18 protein-coding genes are annotated in these 15,690 nt (G+C 62.0%); 9 read left to right on the top strand and 9 right to left on the bottom strand.

The features are described from left to right. Positions 1-16 precede the first annotated feature (16 nt). The 3 genes from G9U53_RS06255 to G9U53_RS06245 all read left to right on the top strand — a co-directional run bounded on the left by G9U53_RS06255 (position 17) and on the right by G9U53_RS06245 (position 2,477). Entirely contained in the window at positions 17-610 is a 594-nt protein-coding gene (locus tag G9U53_RS06255) for a hypothetical protein (protein WP_161120498.1), read from the top strand. Between the two features lie 161 nt (positions 611-771). Further along, a complete protein-coding gene (locus tag G9U53_RS06250; RefSeq protein ID WP_007735729.1) occupies positions 772-1,200 on the top strand; it encodes a YciI family protein in 429 nt (142 codons plus the stop codon). A 2-nt stretch (positions 1,201-1,202) separates the two neighbouring features. Beyond that, positions 1,203-2,477, top strand: a complete 1,275-nt coding sequence (locus G9U53_RS06245) for an RNA polymerase sigma factor (RefSeq protein ID WP_165638469.1) — start codon at positions 1,203-1,205, stop codon at positions 2,475-2,477. Between the two features lie 15 nt (positions 2,478-2,492). Here G9U53_RS06245 and G9U53_RS06240 read toward each other — a convergent pair whose 3' ends face one another. Further along, positions 2,493-2,906, bottom strand: a complete 414-nt coding sequence (locus G9U53_RS06240; protein ID WP_003942828.1) for a hypothetical protein — start codon at positions 2,904-2,906, stop codon at positions 2,493-2,495. A gap of 154 nt (positions 2,907-3,060) precedes the next feature. Here G9U53_RS06240 and G9U53_RS06235 point away from each other — a divergent pair, with 154 nt between their 5' ends. The 4 genes from G9U53_RS06235 to G9U53_RS06220 all read left to right on the top strand — a co-directional run bounded on the left by G9U53_RS06235 (position 3,061) and on the right by G9U53_RS06220 (position 6,399). Beyond that, positions 3,061-3,231 (top strand): hypothetical protein, encoded by a 171-nt coding sequence (locus G9U53_RS06235; RefSeq protein WP_007735738.1) that lies wholly within the window; start codon positions 3,061-3,063, stop codon positions 3,229-3,231. A 79-nt stretch (positions 3,232-3,310) separates the two neighbouring features. Next, positions 3,311-3,982 carry a TetR/AcrR family transcriptional regulator gene (locus tag G9U53_RS06230; protein WP_172827073.1) on the top strand — a complete coding sequence of 224 codons (672 nt, stop codon included), beginning with the start codon at positions 3,311-3,313 and terminating at the stop codon, positions 3,980-3,982. A gap of 145 nt (positions 3,983-4,127) precedes the next feature. Next, positions 4,128-5,561: a lipase family protein gene (locus tag G9U53_RS06225; protein ID WP_207624045.1), complete on the top strand. Its 1,434-nt coding sequence runs from the start codon at positions 4,128-4,130 to the stop codon at positions 5,559-5,561. 139 nt (positions 5,562-5,700) lie between these two features. Beyond that, positions 5,701-6,399: a type 1 glutamine amidotransferase domain-containing protein gene (locus G9U53_RS06220; protein ID WP_165638468.1), complete on the top strand. Its 699-nt coding sequence runs from the start codon at positions 5,701-5,703 to the stop codon at positions 6,397-6,399. A gap of 81 nt (positions 6,400-6,480) precedes the next feature. Here the strand turns inward: G9U53_RS06220 and G9U53_RS06215 are convergent, their stop codons facing one another. Genes G9U53_RS06215 through G9U53_RS06205 form a run of 3 tightly spaced genes read right to left on the bottom strand, consistent with a single transcriptional unit; the run spans position 6,481 to position 9,325 of the window. Further along, the gene (locus tag G9U53_RS06215) at positions 6,481-7,782 is read right to left on the bottom strand and encodes an HNH endonuclease signature motif containing protein (protein WP_165638467.1); all 1,302 of its coding nucleotides are present in this window, start codon (positions 7,780-7,782) and stop codon (positions 6,481-6,483) included. 59 nt (positions 7,783-7,841) lie between these two features. Then, positions 7,842-8,696 carry an alpha/beta hydrolase gene (locus tag G9U53_RS06210; RefSeq protein ID WP_058038420.1) on the bottom strand — a complete coding sequence of 285 codons (855 nt, stop codon included), beginning with the start codon at positions 8,694-8,696 and terminating at the stop codon, positions 7,842-7,844. Beyond that, positions 8,693-9,325 carry a TetR/AcrR family transcriptional regulator C-terminal domain-containing protein gene (locus tag G9U53_RS06205; RefSeq protein ID WP_231917414.1) on the bottom strand — a complete coding sequence of 211 codons (633 nt, stop codon included), beginning with the start codon at positions 9,323-9,325 and terminating at the stop codon, positions 8,693-8,695. The genes G9U53_RS06210 and G9U53_RS06205 overlap by 4 nt, the downstream gene beginning before the upstream one ends. 68 nt (positions 9,326-9,393) lie before the next feature. Between G9U53_RS06205 and G9U53_RS06200 the strand changes: the two genes are divergently transcribed. After that, complete coding sequence (locus G9U53_RS06200; protein WP_058038418.1) at positions 9,394-10,827, top strand: amidase; 1,434 nt, start codon at positions 9,394-9,396, stop codon at positions 10,825-10,827. On the opposite strand, the gene G9U53_RS06195 is transcribed toward G9U53_RS06200, so the two are convergent. The 4 genes from G9U53_RS06195 to G9U53_RS06180 are packed head-to-tail and all read right to left on the bottom strand — an operon-like array spanning position 10,824 to position 12,796. Next, positions 10,824-11,459, bottom strand: a complete 636-nt coding sequence (locus G9U53_RS06195; protein ID WP_003942937.1) for a DUF5701 family protein — start codon at positions 11,457-11,459, stop codon at positions 10,824-10,826. The genes G9U53_RS06200 and G9U53_RS06195 overlap by 4 nt on opposite strands. 10 nt (positions 11,460-11,469) lie before the next feature. Then, on the bottom strand, positions 11,470-12,114 hold the full coding sequence (locus G9U53_RS06190) for a TetR/AcrR family transcriptional regulator (RefSeq protein WP_054826732.1): 645 nt from the start codon (positions 12,112-12,114) through the stop codon (positions 11,470-11,472). Then, positions 12,102-12,365 (bottom strand): hypothetical protein, encoded by a 264-nt coding sequence (locus G9U53_RS06185; protein WP_007730221.1) that lies wholly within the window; start codon positions 12,363-12,365, stop codon positions 12,102-12,104. Before G9U53_RS06185 ends, G9U53_RS06190 begins: the two co-directional genes overlap by 13 nt. Beyond that, positions 12,362-12,796 (bottom strand): hypothetical protein, encoded by a 435-nt coding sequence (locus tag G9U53_RS06180; RefSeq protein ID WP_030536208.1) that lies wholly within the window; start codon positions 12,794-12,796, stop codon positions 12,362-12,364. Before G9U53_RS06180 ends, G9U53_RS06185 begins: the two co-directional genes overlap by 4 nt. Positions 12,797-12,936: 140 nt before the next feature. Here G9U53_RS06180 and G9U53_RS06175 point away from each other — a divergent pair, with 140 nt between their 5' ends. Beyond that, entirely contained in the window at positions 12,937-14,265 is a 1,329-nt protein-coding gene (locus G9U53_RS06175; RefSeq protein WP_058226806.1) for a diacylglycerol kinase family protein, read from the top strand. Here G9U53_RS06175 and G9U53_RS06170 read toward each other — a convergent pair. After that, positions 14,246-15,631, bottom strand: a complete 1,386-nt coding sequence (locus G9U53_RS06170; RefSeq protein WP_058226807.1) for an FAD-binding oxidoreductase — start codon at positions 15,629-15,631, stop codon at positions 14,246-14,248. The genes G9U53_RS06175 and G9U53_RS06170 overlap by 20 nt on opposite strands. Positions 15,632-15,690 lie beyond the last annotated feature (59 nt).

Below are 15,690 nucleotides of genomic sequence, written 5' to 3'. Positions count from 1 at the left end.
GTCGGATCTCCCTAGGATGACGCCGGTGGACAGGGTACATCTCGGGGTGGGTTCGAGCGATTCGAATAGTGGGGCACGGATTGGTGGACGACCTCCGCAGGTTTTCGCTGGTCAGGCGATTCTGCGGTCGCACGAGTACCTTCTGACGCTCGAGGCACACACGGCGCCGTGGCTCGGCGTGCGAGAGCTTTCGATCTTCATCCGTCGAGGTTTCTCCATCGGCGACGACGACCTCGAATACCCGGACATCGGGGTTAGGGCAGTCCTGCACCCCTCGTCGTCACGAAGTGCGGAATCGGCGGGCAGCCATGCGGGCCTTGGCAGCGCGGCGTTGATCAGGATTCCCTCGGACGACGAGGTGATGCCGTTGGTGTTGATAGCTCCGCAACCGGTGCTCATTCAGAACGAACCGTCCTACGCCGATGCCGTCGAGGCAGATGGACACAGCTTCCTGTTCCAGATCAACGAAGAGGGGTGGCCGGTGGTTGCTGAGTCCCACCCCGATTTCGTAGAGGAGTACCTATTCGGTTACGGGTCGGTGTATTTCTACGGGAGCTCTGACGCGACCGGGCTCGTTCGCGAAGTTGTGCCGGGATTTCTCGACTTCTGACCGGCCCGACGGCCCGTCCGCCGATACCGTGGGCAGCGTATCGCGACCGGCGGTTATGTCCTCGGAAAAATTGTTTCGGAAGTTTGTCGATCGGTGAGTGCGCCGTTCGACGTGTAAGCAGAGGGACCGAACAGAGCGGTCCACGAACGAAGGAGATTCTCATGAAGTACATGCTGATCATGCGTTCCACCGATGAGGCTATCGAAGCATCCAAGGACATGGACTTCGACGAGATCATCGCGGCGATGGGGCAGTACAACGAGTCCCTGATCAAGGCAGGTGTCTTGCTGGCCGGTGAGGGACTGGCGATGGAGGAGGGATTCATCGTCGATTTCGAGTCCGATCCTCCGCTGGTCTCCGACGGCCCGTACGGGGAGACGAAGGAGTTGTTCTCGGGATTCTGGATCATTCAGACGTCGACCAAAGACGAAGCCTTGGAATGGGCGAAGCGCTGCCCGCTCGGGCCGGGAAGCAAGCTCGAGGTACGCCGCGTGAGCGAGATGTCGGACTTCGATCAGGACAACGAGTACATCCAGAAAGAGGCAGGCTGGCGTGAAGAGCTCGGTACCGATCGTCCGGTCGCAGGCTGACCATGACCGACGAGGCGGTGCGAGAAGAAACGAGAAAGGCTGTCGACGCGGTCTGGCGTATCGAATCCGCGAAGATTGTCGCCACGTTGACTCGCACCGTCGGAGATCTTGATCTCGCCGAGGATCTGGCCGCGCAGGCTCTGCTCGAAGCCGTCGAGCAGTGGCCCGCGTCGGGGGTTCCGAGAAACCCCGCTGCCTGGCTGACATCTGTGGCGACACGACGAGCGATCGACGGGTGGCGACGACGTGAGAGGTTGGACGAGCGCTACGCCCACTTTGCGCGTGAACTCGAGAACGACGCTTCACATTTCGACGACGTCAGCTGGGATCCGGACCGCATCGACGACGATGTCCTTCGCCTGATGTTCATCGCCTGCCATCCCGTGTTGAATCGAAAAGCGCAGGTGGCGTTGACGCTTCGGGTGGTGGGCGGTTTGACCACGGAAGAGATTGCGAAAGCGTTCCTCACGCCGACGGCGACGGTGCAGCAGCGGATAGTCCGCGCGAAGAAGGCGCTGACCGCCTCGAAAGCGGTTTTCGAAGTTCCAGGGCGAGAAGAGTTTTCGAGCAGATTGAGCGCGGTCCTCGGAGTGCTGTACCTGGTGTTCAACGAAGGCTATGCAGCCAGTTCCGGGGACGAGTGGATGCGGGCGGAGCTCAGTGCTGAGGCTCTGCGGCTCGCGCGAATACTCGCCGAATTGGTCCCCAGGGAGTCCGAGGTACACGGCCTTGTCGCTTTGATGGAGCTGACAGCCTCGAGATTCGGCGCTCGGACAACCTCGACCGGTGAACCCATCCTGCTGGCTGACCAGGATCGGACGAGGTGGGATCGCCTACAGATCTCGCGTGGGCTTGCCGCGCTGGAACGAGCTGACGCCGTCGGGCGTGGACGAGGCCCGTACGGCCTGCAGGCGGCGATTGCCGAATGTCATGCGCGAGCAGCAACTTTCGAAGACACCGATTGGAAGAAGATAGTCATCCTCTACGAGGCTCTGGCGCAACTGGCGCCATCGCCCGTGGTCGACCTCAATCATGCGGCGGCGGTATCCATGGCATACGGTCCTGGCCCTGCGCTCGAATTCGTCGACAAGCTTGTCGCTTCAGGTGAACTGGCCGACTACCACCTGCTTCCCAGCGTTCGGGGGGAGTTGCTCAGTCAGCTCGGCCGATCCGAGGAGGCTAGAACCGAACTCCTCGAAGCGGCTCGGCTGGCCGGGAACGAGCGTGAGCGCGCTGTGCTGGTCGCGAAAGCCGATGCGCTGCTGCCGGATCGGTAGTCACGCGATTGTTAGTCAGGGCTGAGTCGGATCATCATTCGGCACCATGGGCGGCATCCCGACTCCGTAGGGATCGAGCATGTCCGATACACGTCGACCCCACCGTTCATGCGCGGACTGACGGGTCATTCCCGCTGCGCGGCCGATGGTTGACCATGTTGCGCCGAATCTACGCAGGCTCATGACGCTTGCCGTCGAATCGATACCCGCGGCGAGCTGAATCCGGAAACAGGCCAACTGCCACGCCATCTGACGCTGCGCCGGGATGTCGGTGTCCTGTTCTGCCTCCCACTCAGGGCTACCAGGTAAAGGATCTGTTCCGACAATCTTGTCTGCCTGAGTGCCGGCCTCGGTGATCGCGGCGTTGACCGTGGTGATCGCGGCGGTCTCGATCTTCGCAGTCAGGGCGCGTTCGATCAGGTCTTCCATGAAAAGTTCTCCTTTCGTCAGGACTAGCCTGACAGGCGCTGTTGAATTCTGTCAAGAATCCCCTGACAGACTTTGAGTTTAATTAATGCACGATTTATTTGTGTACTATCTAAATAGTCTCCGGTTCTGTTGACCGTCGTCGAAGGGGTTGCTGGTGAAAATCGTGGTTTTGTCGTTCCTGGTGGCATTGACTTTGATGACGGTCGGGATCATCGCCGCGCGCAACCGCAGCACTCGACCTGCCGTGACCGGGGCAGTTACTGCGGCGTCAACGGTTCTCGCTGCCGCCTGGACACTTTTTGCCGTGGCCTTCGTATTGGCCTGATCGTGCTGCAGTGCCGATGCGCCGGTAGTGGTGGTGAAGGAACTTCGCAGCAGGTCAGATGCGTTTTGTGTGCGGCGCGATGCCGCATACTCTGGCAGACGTGGCAATCGCTGAAACGGACAGAAATTACGGCGGAAGGTCGGTCGCGGCTCGCAAGGCCGAACGCCGTTCCCTCTTTTTGAATGCTGCTCTCAGCGTGTTTGCAGACCAGGGGTATGCCGGAAGTTCGGTGGCGGATATCTGCGCGTCCGCGAGTCTGGCCAGAAGGCAGTTCTACGACGAGTTCGGTAGTCGCGAGGATCTACTCCTCGCGCTGTACGACCAGATCCAACTCGACGCCAGAATTGCAATGGTCGACGCACTCGATGCAGAGCCTTCGGTCAATCTCCGTGACAAGGCAGCGACGGCCATGGCCGCCTTCGTCGAGTCGGTCGGAAGTGACCCACGACGCGCACACGTTGCCTTCATCGACGTCGTAGGTGTCAGTCCCCGGGTGGAAAAGCATCGTGTGGACCAACGTTCGGTCTGGGCAACATTTTTCGAGTCGATCATCAAAGGGATCGTGGGCGAAGATTACGAACCGCCGGGTGGTTACCGGTGGGCGTCCACCGCCTTCATCGGCGCGCTTACCGCGCTGGTGCACCAGTGGAGCACTGCGGAGCCTCGTCCTCCCGTGTCGGTACTGGTCGATCTGATGACGGTGCTCTTGAATGCGTTGATCGACGACGCGCCCCTTCACGCCGACGAATAGGTCACGAACACCAGGGGATTGTAATCCGGCCCACAACGCTCTACTCTCGTCCTCAATGTGTTAGACACTCGCATCTAACTTGTGTGCTCGTGATGAGAACTGCGGCAACACAAGGCAATCTGTGCTTTTCCGGGGAGGAATTGGTATGGGACGACGCTGGACAACTGACCGACAACGCGGGGGCCTCGCAATTGCCGTGATTGCAGTAATCGGGCAGATCGGACTTTCGGCACCTGCCTCAGCGGCACCGGACGAAGGTGTTCCCGCCCAAATTCAGGTCCAGCCTGCCCTGCCGCCTGCGGTTGCACCGCCTTTGCCTGAACTGGACCAGGCCTTCTATGAACCGCCTGTCGAGGTCGTCGAATCCAAGCAACCGGGTGAGATCATCGCCGCTCGTGCGGTGAATCTCGGTACTCTCAACCTGATTCCGACCAACGTGGATGCGTGGCAGATCTCGTATCGATCCAATAATGCTGCGGGCGAGGCAATTCCTGCTGTCACCACAGTGATCAAGCCGCGTGGCGACACTCGCGATGGGGGCCCGCGCCCGCTGCTGTCCTTTCAGATGGCAGAGGATTCACTCGGAAACTACTGCGCACCTTCGTATGTCATGCAGCAAGGCGCGTTGCCGTGGCTGGTGACGGGCGCTGCGACCGGTGGGGCTCAATTCCTCGAAGTGCAGGCGGCACTGGCGCAGGGTTGGGCATTGTCGGTGCCCGATCATCAGGGACCCAATTCTTCCTTCGCCTCCGGCCCCGTCGCGGCCCGGATCACGCTCGACGGTATTCGTGCTGCTGAAAACTTCGAACCCATGGAGCTGCAAGGGCGGTCAACTCGCGTAGGGCTGCTCGGCTACTCGGGTGGATCGATTCCTACCGGTCACGCAGCTGAAATACGGCAGGCGTACGCGCCGGAACTGAATATCGTCGGAGTCGCCGAAGGTGGTGTTGCCGCGGATCTCGGCGCTTTGCTCGACAATGCCAACAACGCTCTCGGGGCCGGGATCGTCGCTGCCGGTGTAATCGGAGTGAGCCGAGAAGATCCTGAACTTGCAGGTTTCATCGATCAGCACATAAACCCTGCCGGCCGAGCGCTTTTCGCTGCCAAGGACAACCTGTGCATGCTCTGGACGTCGGCTGCAGTGCCCTTCCTCAACATCAAGGGCTTCCTCGATGTCCCGGGAGATCCGGTCCAACACCCCACGGTGAGAGCTGCGCTCTCCCGAGCTGCCATGGGTAAGTCTGTTCCTGACGTGCCGATGTACATCTATCAGTCGAATCCCGACTGGTTGGTGCCTGTTGGCCCGGTGAACAAACTTGTCGATACCTATTGCCAAGATCCTTCTGCGAGTGTCGTTTACACCAGAGACCACTTCAGTGAGCATGTCAGCATGGAAGTCGTCGCTTTGCCGAGTGCTCTACTGTGGCTTCGTGATCGGTTCGCTGGTGTGCCTGCTGAGCAGGGATGCAGCACCTTCGACGCTGGATCCATGGCGCTTGATCAGAGGACCTGGCCAGTCTGGGTGGATGCGGTCGGTGAACTCGTCGCAGGCCTGTTCGGCAAACCGATCGGGACCTGACGGGTGACGTGATTCTGCGGTGGTGAGGAATTCTCACAAGGGCAGCGTGTTGCACTGACTGGACGTTATTTCATTGATCGGGCCTTGAAGATGGTGTCTTGTCACCAATGGGTTCCTGTTACCGACGAAAGGTTGCGCGATGACAAAGCTGTTGTTTGCGGTCACTTCTGCAGATCACTGGACGCTGAAGGACGGAACACCCCACCCGACCGGGTACTGGGCGGAAGAACTGGTCGAGGCGCATCGCGTTTTCGTCGACGCCGGCTACGACATCGTGATCGCGACGCCTGGCGGTAAAGCTCCCGTTGTGGACGAGGGAAGCCTGGCGCCCGAGGTGAACGGTGGGCAAGAAGGCGCCGACCGTATGCGCAAGTACATCGCCGATCTGCAGCCGGTGCTCGATTCGCCGGAGATTCTGGAGAACGCCGATGCTGCCGATTACGACTTGGTCTTCGTACCGGGTGGACACGGACCGATGGAGGATCTTGCGGTGTCGGCATCCTTCGGTGAGCTTCTCGTGAACTTCTTGGACGCGGACAAGGTGGTCTCGGCAGTCTGTCACGCGCCGGCGGCACTCCTGCCGGCCCAGAGACCCGATGGAAGCTGGCTGTTCGACGGCTATCAGCTGACCGCGTTCACCAACGAAGAGGAGACGCAGGCTGGTCTGGCGGACAAGGCTCCGTGGCTGCTCGAAACTCGCCTACGCGAATTGGGCGGCAAATTCTCGAAGGCTGAGCCGTGGTCGCCTTATGTCGTGGTGGACCGCAAGCTCTACACCGGTCAGAATCCGGCGTCGTCACGGCCTCTCGCCGAGCGGATTGTCGCCGACTTGGGCTGAGCATGTTTTTTGGCGCCGCATCGAGGTCTCCTCGATGCGGCGCTGGTCCGTGTTCTGTTGTCGCCAAAGAGGTTTGACCTCTCAGGTTTTGAAGGTGGTGTTCGCCGGCCTGGGTTGCTGTCCGGGGTCGATCGAGGGTGGCGGGATGAACCACGGTTTGTTGTCGACACCGATCCGAATCGCCCACTTCCCGACGAACCCTGATTTCCGGTGCATCAACCGGTGGTGCGAACGGCACAGCAGGACCAGGTTGTTCATCACCGTCGGGCCGCCGTTGGCCCAGTGCCGGATATGGTGCGCATCGGTCCACGCCGGTACACATGTGCAACCCGGGAACGCACAGCCTCTGTCTCGGGCAATCAACGCAGTCCGTTGTTCGGCGGTGACCAACCTCTTCCCTGGTTTCGCATCGAGCGGCGCGCCGTGATCGTCGAGCAGAACGGTGGAGAGGAAACAATCACACCCGAGAAGCCTGGTCTGCGACACCGACAGCGGTCCGAGCCAGGGCATGTGCCCGACATCAAGATCAGACACAGCCACTCCACCACCATCAGTTGGTGTGGCGGCGCAGTCCCGATGCTCAGCCAAATCACGGGCGTTGATGTGCACGTTCACATGCGGACGCTGACCACCATCGGTACCGGTCTTGGCGCAATCGAGATAACGCCGGATCAGTTCGGTGAACCCGTCCGCGGTCCGTTTCGCCGTCGACCGAGCATCGGGAGTCCCGTCCGGTGCCGGGGTGGGCATCGTCAGATTCGACAACGCCGACAGCAGCATTTCACCGGTGAGGGCGTCGAAATCCCCACGCACCACCACTCGACCGTTCAAGGTCGAGGCGATCCGCAACTCATTGAGATCGACATCCTCGGCGGGCGGGATCTCATCGGATTCGAACACTCGCTCCAAGGTCGCGATCACGTTCCGCACTTTCGTCGTCGTCGCTTCCACACCCGACGCAGCCGCCAACAACAAATCGATACAGCGAGGGAGCGCGTCGTCTGGCATGCCCTTCGGTGGTGACTCGCAGAACGCCACGATCAACACGGCATGATCGAACGAGCAATCCCCGCCATCGAACCGAGCCGCCACCGCCGGAAACGGCCGCAAAGCCGCACCTAACGCGGCGATCTTCTTCCCGTCCCGAACCTGCAGCATCGTGTTAGCCGCCAACCACGAACCGACACCGCGGCTGGCAATCACCTGATCATCCGGGCGCAACGACAACTCGTCCACCACCGCCACACGAACCGCCTCGAGGCGCAGAATCTCCGCACTCGCCGACACCGCAGCAGCGCGCAACTCTGCAGCAGACAACTGCCACAACCGTCCGCGTAACCCCACCGCAGAACCCGAAACCACGTCCGACAACAAGACACTCATTGAATCCCCCGATCCCCTCCCCAAAGGATACTCGAACACGCGTTCGAGTCAAGAGGGAATTAGGCGAGGGCGCGAAGGAGTGGAGTGGGGTCGGCGACGACGAACAGATGGCCGCCTCCGTTGATCTCTTCGAAGCGAGAGTCGGGAATCAACGAGTGTGCCCAGCGGGCTACTTCGATGGGTACGTTTCCGTCGTCGGTTCCGTGTAGGAAAACCGTTGGTACCGAGATCGATTGGAAGAGTCCAGGCACCTCGTGGCGATACCGAGCCAAGTCGACAACCCCTGCGGATCCACCCTGTGCGATCCCTTCGGATGAATCCAACTGGAGAGCGGGGCGATGTACCTCGTCGGTCATGACGGCCTGATCGGCGGCCGGCCAGATCGAGACTGAGTCGCTGCGTAGCTTGGAGAACACTCCGGTTCCTGCGAGCATTGCGCCGGCCACACGGGGAGCCCAGGTGGCGGCAAAGTACAACGCAGATACCAGTTTTATTCTGCGTCGCAAAGTATCTCGCGGTGCCCCGGGGATCATGGCGCACGCCAGCACCAGTTTCGAGACTCGTTCGGGAACGGCTGCAGCGACTGCGAGCGCGTAACCGCCGCCTCCGGAGAAACCCATCAGTGTGGCCGAGTCCAACTCTAGGTGATCGACCAGGGTGACGTAGTCGTCGTCCCAGGAATGAAATCCCTTGTCCGTGTACGGATCCGTGCGTCCGAAGCCGGGTCGATCGGGGACTATCAGCCGCATGCCTGCCGTCGAAGACGCGTTGTGGAGTGAGAGCCCTTCGTATCGGCTGCCAGGTGATCCGTGGGCCACGACTACCGGGTGGCCAGTCGGATCGCCGTACTCGCAGAATGCGATACGACGCCCCGACGCGTCGCGAATTTCGGTTGTGGTCACGCTGCTCGTCATGATGTGGTTCCTTGCTGCGCGATCGACGCCACACCGTCCAGGATGAGGGCGACTCCGAACTCGAACCTTCGGGTGGGATCGTGATGAAGTGCGAACACCGATGCCTCGCGTCGATCGGCAGGTGCGCTGTCGAAAGCGCCGCGTCCCAATTGAATTGCGACGTGTCCGGTGACGAAATCATGCAGCGCGCCGTATGCGTACGTGGCCTGCTCGTCCTCGAGGCCGGCCAAGGAAAGGGCGCTCACGACTCGGTGGGCGGTATCGTCGGCCCCGGGTGCTTCCAGTGATGCCTGCCGATGGGCTTCCAGGACCAGGGGATGGCGCATCAGGAGATCGTGGAGGCCGTAGGCGAACGTGCGGGCAACCCCGCGCCAGTCGGTCGGCCAGTCGATCGACGAGACGGCTTCGCCTACGAGAGTCGAGATCAGATCTCGCCTCAAGGCGTCGATGCCGCCGGTTGTGCGGTGGACGGACATCGGCGATATGCCGAGTCGTTCGGCGAGCACTCGAAATGACACCGCATCCAGGCCGTCCGTATCGGCGATCTCTGCCGCGGCATCAAGAATCTGTCTGTGACTCAATGCTTTTGGTCGACCAGCCCTTGCAGAGCTGGTGGATTCGGATACCATGCTGACAACAATAGCGATACGCGTATCGAAATTACAAGTGTCCATCGACCTCCAAGGAGCGCTGCCCGATGACCGATCTCCATCAACTGTCCGCCGTCGAACTTGCCGGTGTTATCGCCGCCAAACAGGTCTCGATTCCCGAAGTCACCAGGTACTTCGTCGACCGTGCGACCACTTCCGATGACGTCGGCGCCTTCACGACGATCGCCGGGGAGCACGCAGTCGCCCTCGCCGAACAAGCGCAGCGCAGGTTGGACGAGCGGGACGCCGGGCCCCTTCCGCGTCTGTTCGGCGTTCCGACGGCAATCAAAGACCTCGACGCAACGCGCGGCATTCGCACGACCTTCGGATCGGCGCTCTTTCGCGACTTCGTGCCGGACGCTGACGACGAGATCGTCGAGGCGATCCGAGAAGGTGGGTTGATCGACATCGGGAAGACGACGGTGCCCGAGTTCGGGGCAGCCTGTTACACCGAGCCGGAAGTCGCTCCGCCTGCTCGCAGTCCGTTCGATCGCACGCGGAGTGCCGCCGGCAGCAGTGGCGGCGCTGCTGCCGCCGTCGGCGCTGGTCTGGTGCCGTTTGCACAGGGAAGTGACACCGCCGGTTCGTTGCGTTCGCCGGCAAGTACGTGCGGAGTCGTCGGCCTCAAGCCGAGCCGCGGTTTGATCACGATGGGCGTGGCGGGGCATGACAACTTCGGATTTGCGAGCAAGGGGCCGATCGCCCGGACAGTTCGCGATACCGCTGCGCTGCTGGACGTTCTGGCGACGCGACCCGGCGCCGGAACTATCCACCCGCCTCGGCCGAAGTCGTTCGAAGAGTTCGTCGTACAGGCCGGGGGAGTTCGGGCTCGCCCCTTGACCGTCGCTCTTGCTCACGGATCGGTCTCCGGCGGAGCCGTGGATGCGCAGCTCTCGGCTGCTGTATCGAAGGTTGGGTCTGTGCTGGAGGGTCTGGGCCACAACGTGTTCGAGCGACCGCAGGCTCGCGATGACATTTTCATCGATGCTTTCGTCAAGATGTTCTCGTCTTTGGCGGGAACCAAGCCGATCCCGGAGGAGTACGAACACCTTCTGCGTCCGATAGTGCAGCACTTGCGAGTTCAAGCAAACCAGGTGTCTTCGGGTGAGCTGGCCGCGGCAATCGGTATTGTTCAGGCCTGGGCGCGGCGATGGAGTCTCGACTACGCCGACGCCGACCTTGTCGTCACTCCGACTGTGACGAAGCCGCCGCTTGCGATCGGGGAGTTGCGCAACGACGAAGACCCCGCGACCGAACTGATCGACATGGTCGCTTTCACAGGAAACACCGTCGTCGCCAATGCAACCGGTTTCCCGTCGATCAGTCTGCCACTCGGTTGGACGGAAGACGGCGTTCCACTCGGCGTGATGATCTCGGCGAAATGGGGTTGCGACGCGGAATTACTCTCTGCCGCTGCAATGCTCGAGGCCGAGATGCCGTGGAAGGATCGGTACCGATTCGACCGCGCAACCGTGCTCTAGTTCGGGAGCGGTACCCGGTCGCTCGCCGATGCGAACCCCAACCACGTGTGGCGGTTACCCCACCAGCACCACCCGACTTTCGGGGCGTTGCGGTTGTCTTTGCCGTCGCGACCGGTTCCGTTGCTGATCCACACGGCGGGAGTTCTGGTGTCGAAGGATCCGTCAGGTTTGCGCAGTCGGGAGCCGATGGTCATGAAACACTTTCCGCGTTCGAGAATGTCGGGGCGCTGCAACAGCCAGTGGATGCCTTCGGTAAGCGTCAGCGGCGTACGGTCTGCGTCGACGATTGCGGGCAATGCTTCGTCCGGGCTCCAGTTGGCCAGGTGATCCCCGCGGTCGACTCCACTGAGCAGATGTAATGAGCTTTCGGGCAGCGTTGCCTGCTCGGTGGGGGCGAACAAATCGACGTCCGCCATGTCGACAACTATGAATCCGCGCTTGTTCTCGAGCTCGAGCAGCGGAGTCAGAACTGAAGCCGGAGCCAGTTTTTCGTGCACGGTGAGTAGTCCGACATCACCGTGCCCGGTTGCGGCCTCCCTGACATCGCCGGCAGAAAGTCCGGCCATCTCGTGAACACCGAGTTCGATCAATCGCTCGGCCTGCTGATCGATGGGCGGGAGGTCGAAATGCATATCTGCGATCCTACCGATCGTGAGCAGAGCGATCGGAGGGTTCGGCCGCGAGGGAAGTCGGCCACGCAACGCCCAACGCGCGCATGATGAACGGGACGGTGGTCGCTACGACGGCGTCCACTCGGTCGCCGGCCATGAGCATCGGGCGTCGGCTTTCCACGCAGGCGAGGATGAGTTGCGCGGATGCGGCAGCATCGGAATCGACAAAGACACCGGCGTCGACACCTTCCTGGACGAGCTGTTCGACCAGAACCGACAGCGGGACAATATGTTCGAGGAAAATTTCGCGATCCTGCGCTGACAACAATTCGACCAACGCGATTCCTGTGAATCGTTGCAGTGAGAACTCGACGAGTGTCAGTTTGACGAGGATTTCGAGTCGGTCCACAGGATTCTCGCGGTCCGCGAGCTCACGCTCGGCCAGGAGTAGGAACCTGTCCATCTCGCGGGTGGACCAGGCGAGCAGTAACGCGGATTTGTCGGGGAAGTAGTTGTACACCGCTGTCCGCGAGACGCCGGCCGCCTGGGCCACGGTCTGCAGCTTCACGTTTTGCCAGCCCTGCTCGTGAAGTTCGCGAATGAATGCGTCCAACATGGCTTCTCGGGTGGCGATTTTGTGCTCTGCGGTTGTCGCGCCACCGGTCAACTTCGGCATGGTCGATCCTCCTGGGTCTGATTCACGGTCACGGGGAGGTCGAACAGGTCCGCAACAAGGCGCGGATCACCTTGCCACATCGAGACGGGTGCGAGCATCATCTGCTGCGCGATCGAGCGTACGGATCGGCAGACCTCTTGTTCTTCGGCGAGTGTGAGCGTCGTGCGTTTGCGCAATCGCTCCATCTCCGCGGTAGTGAGATCAGTGATCCATTCCTCAGCTGCAAGCGAGAGGGGTGAATCCGGTGTCACGACCGATCCAACTCGGCACTGGAGAACCGCGAAGTCATCACGGACAGCGTGATGACGGCGACGACCGAGACGGCGTGTGCCGCCGCCAGCCAGAGCGACGCGGGTGCATGTTTGTGAAGGGTGGGCGCCATCAGCATGGCCATAAGGAGGGCGAGACTCGACAACATCGCGGGACCGTTGGGGCGGCCGACAAGCAGGCTGACCAGAAGAACGAGCGCGACGACGCTGCACGCCACATCTACAGGCGGGTACGTGGCCGGAACGATTCCGCTGACAGTGTCGGTGAAGTTCAGCCCGATCGACACCAATTGTGCGAGACCTGTCGCGCCGGCCAACCAGGCCGTCCAACGTAGTCCGTGGAGTCCGGCTTTCCGAATGCCGGTCAGGGTTCCTTCGGCGGATTCCCACGCTTCGGACGTCGGTGTTGTCACGGCTACTCCTTTTTATGACGAGGTGTCGTCATAAAGTAGCAGTGCGCGATCGCGAGATTCTTGCCGGTAGGTGACTGGCCTGCTTCGAAGGGATAGCGTCGAAGTACCGGCCGAAATGACAATCGCGGGGAGGTGGCTCGATGACGACCTCTGCCCACACGGATCGGCCCTCGTCGAAACAGAGTTGGTTGGCGCGCGCAGCCTTTGCGGCCCTGGTTCTTGCAGTCGCGGTGCTCCTGATCTTCGCCGGACTGAAAACCTTGACCATGCTGATCCTGGGGATCGGTGGGGTGGTCGTGTGCGTCGTGGCCGTGTACTGGTTTCTGACGACCCGCGGATTCCTCCGCTGGCTCTCGTTGGCCGTGGCGGTTCTGACGCCGATCGTGGTGCTCACCTTCCTGGTCCGAGAACGACTCCTGTGGGTGGTGCTGCTCGCGATCGGGTTGTTCGTCGTAGCCGGTATCTGCGCTCGCACCGCCTTGGCGGGGGAGGAGAAGGAATTGCCGGTTGTCGAGCGACCGGCACCGCCGCCCGTCAAGCCGTTCTTCGTGATGAACCCGAACTCCGGTGGTGGCAAGGTCGAGAAGTTCGACTTGAAACGCAAGGCCGAGGAACGGGGGGCCACGGTCGCACTGCTCGAGGGGCCCGAGAAGATCGACGTGACGGCCTTGGCCAGGCAGGCGGTCGCGGACGGCGCCGACCTACTCGGTGTTGCCGGTGGCGACGGAACGCAGGCGCTGGTTGCTGCTGTCGCGGCGGAACACGACCTGCCCTTCCTCGTCGTCAGCGCGGGAACGCGCAACCACTTCGCCGCGGATCTGGGGCTCGATCTCGAGGATCCGTCACGGTGCCTCGACGCGCTCGTCGATGGCGTCGAGGTCACGGTGGACCTGGGAAATGTCGGCGGTCGAACTTTCGTCAACAACGCATCGTTCGGGGCGTACGCCGAGGTAGTCCAGAGTCCAGAGTACCGCGACGCCAAGACCAGCACCTTCTTGCAGATGCTCCCGGATCTCCTCGCCGGACGTACCGGAGCGGTGCTGACCGCGCGCTCCCCGAGCGTGTCCGCGGTGGGTCCACAGGCTGTGCTGGTCAGCAACGGCCCGTACGAGATGAACGACCTGGCGGGGCTCGGTCATCGGCCGCGATTGGACCGGGGCACTCTCGGAATCGTCGCGATCTCCGTCAGCAGTGCACGTCAGGCCATCGGGTTGCTCCATCGGGCGCATCAACACGGTCTGGCTCAGGGCACCGGATTCGAGGTGATCGTCGACGCCGACACCGACGAGATTCCGGTCGGCGTCGACGGCGAGGCGCTGGTGATGCCAACTCCGGTCAGGTGCACGGTCAGTCCGCAGGCGCTGAGGGTCAGAGTCCCCCGAGATCGACCGGGTATCCGTCGCCCCCGGCACGCCTGGGATCTGGTCCGGTTGCGAGAGTTGGCGAAGTTCAGGAGATCCGGCGCATGACCTGACCGACGGCCAGGACTCCCTGCGGATCATGCGTGTCCGCCAAAGCGCTCAGCCAGTGAGCGGTGTCCTCGTCGTAGGTGCGGGCGATCTTCTCCGGGTCGACGCTCGGCGCGAAGTTGGGCAGTGCATGCCCGTTCGTCCATGGCGCCATCGTTCGTCCGAGAGTCTCGGCGTGCGGGACTACCGCGTCGACCATCGGTGGGGCAAGAACTCCGACGGTGAACAGCGAGAAGGCAGCGTCACGATGGCAGAAGGCGCTGCGGTGCTCAGGTTCCCGTGCGAGGGCGCCCCCGAGGAGACGTAATTCGACGACGGTTTGGGGTGAACCGGATCCGGGGCCGGCAGCGGCCAGCAATGCGTCGACGGCCTCGTGTGACAGCTCGTTGGTCAATGCCGTGGATTCGTGCGTCGGCATCGGGTCGACGGGATCGGCGTGCACTGCCCCGAGGGCGGCATAAGGCAGCACACCGACTGTGTCGATCAAGGGCGTTGCGATTGAACGGATTCGGTCGATCAGTGACTTGGCATCGGATTCCTCGGCAAGACTTGCGAATCTGACCGCGACGGTGAGCCTGCCGGCCAGCGGTGGCGGAACCTGTGGAAGGGGTGGAAGTTGCAGAAAGGCAAGAGAGGTCGAGCTGTGCTCAGGCAGGTCGGCGCACCAGTCCAGCCAGGCGTGCGCGACCGCGCTTGCATCTGCGCCGTCGAAATAGATTGCACCGCCGTAGAAGTGGGTGACCGGTAGTAGGTCGATCTCGATGGCTGTGACAATGCCCAGTGTGGCCTTGCCGCCGCGCAGTCCCCAGAACAATTCGGCATGTTCGTCGGGGGTGACATGAATGAGTTCGCCGCTGCCGGTGACGATGTCGAACGAACGAACGTGATCCGACGAGAGCCCGTACGTGCGCACCATCGGGCCGATGCCGGCGCCGGTGAGGAAGCCGGCGACTCCGACCGTGGGTGAAGAACCTGCCAGTGGCGCCAAGCCGTGGGGTGCGGCAGCGTCGATGACGTCCTGCCAGATCAAGCCCGCGCCGATTCGGGCAGTGCGGTTTTCGGGGTCGACGACGCACTCCGTGAGCCTGCCGGTGTGGACGAGGAGAACGTCACTGCCGAGAGGGACCGCGCCGTGGCCGGTGCGCTGAACACCGACGCGCAGACCCAACTTCGCCGCGAATCGCACCGTTGCGACAATGTCTTGCGCGCTCTCGACTGCCACCACAGCGCCAGGCGCGACGGGAACCGCTGCATTCCACGGAATCGCCAACTCGTATCCCGTTTCGCCAGGCAGGGAAACGGAGCCGGTCACCTCTGCGCGCAGTGATTCGACCGCGGCGTCGAGCGTGGGGGTTTGAAGGTTCATGGTCTTCCTTTCCTCATCCGTCTTTCGGTCAAGGGAAGGATGTCCGAACAGGCTTGGGT

The sequence above is a fragment of the Rhodococcus sp. D-46 genome (assembly GCF_011290655.1).
GTDB lineage: Bacteria > Actinomycetota > Actinomycetes > Mycobacteriales > Mycobacteriaceae > Rhodococcus_F > Rhodococcus_F qingshengii.
The sequence above is the reverse complement of the archived record's forward strand: the minus strand, read 5'-3'. Positions and strand labels throughout refer to the sequence as shown.

Excerpts from the sequence above, each read along its gene's own strand:
- G9U53_RS06255 (WP_161120498.1), top strand. The coding sequence starts at position 17 with ATGACGCCGGTGGACAGGGTACATCTCGGGGTGGGTTCGAGCGATTCG.
- G9U53_RS06250 (WP_007735729.1), top strand. The coding sequence starts at position 772 with ATGAAGTACATGCTGATCATGCGTTCCACCGATGAGGCTATCGAAGCA.
- G9U53_RS06245 (WP_165638469.1), top strand. The coding sequence starts at position 1,203 with ATGACCGACGAGGCGGTGCGAGAAGAAACGAGAAAGGCTGTCGACGCG.
- G9U53_RS06240 (WP_003942828.1), bottom strand. The coding sequence starts at position 2,906 with ATGGAAGACCTGATCGAACGCGCCCTGACTGCGAAGATCGAGACCGCC.
- G9U53_RS06230 (WP_172827073.1), top strand. The coding sequence starts at position 3,311 with ATGCCGCATACTCTGGCAGACGTGGCAATCGCTGAAACGGACAGAAAT.
- G9U53_RS06225 (WP_207624045.1), top strand. The coding sequence starts at position 4,128 with ATGGGACGACGCTGGACAACTGACCGACAACGCGGGGGCCTCGCAATT.
- G9U53_RS06220 (WP_165638468.1), top strand. The coding sequence starts at position 5,701 with ATGACAAAGCTGTTGTTTGCGGTCACTTCTGCAGATCACTGGACGCTG.
- G9U53_RS06215 (WP_165638467.1), bottom strand. The coding sequence starts at position 7,782 with ATGAGTGTCTTGTTGTCGGACGTGGTTTCGGGTTCTGCGGTGGGGTTA.
- G9U53_RS06210 (WP_058038420.1), bottom strand. The coding sequence starts at position 8,696 with ATGACGAGCAGCGTGACCACAACCGAAATTCGCGACGCGTCGGGGCGT.
- G9U53_RS06205 (WP_231917414.1), bottom strand. The coding sequence starts at position 9,325 with ATGGTATCCGAATCCACCAGCTCTGCAAGGGCTGGTCGACCAAAAGCA.
- G9U53_RS06200 (WP_058038418.1), top strand. The coding sequence starts at position 9,394 with ATGACCGATCTCCATCAACTGTCCGCCGTCGAACTTGCCGGTGTTATC.
- G9U53_RS06195 (WP_003942937.1), bottom strand. The coding sequence starts at position 11,459 with ATGCATTTCGACCTCCCGCCCATCGATCAGCAGGCCGAGCGATTGATC.
- G9U53_RS06190 (WP_054826732.1), bottom strand. The coding sequence starts at position 12,114 with ATGCCGAAGTTGACCGGTGGCGCGACAACCGCAGAGCACAAAATCGCC.
- G9U53_RS06175 (WP_058226806.1), top strand. The coding sequence starts at position 12,937 with ATGACGACCTCTGCCCACACGGATCGGCCCTCGTCGAAACAGAGTTGG.
- G9U53_RS06170 (WP_058226807.1), bottom strand. The coding sequence starts at position 15,631 with ATGAACCTTCAAACCCCCACGCTCGACGCCGCGGTCGAATCACTGCGC.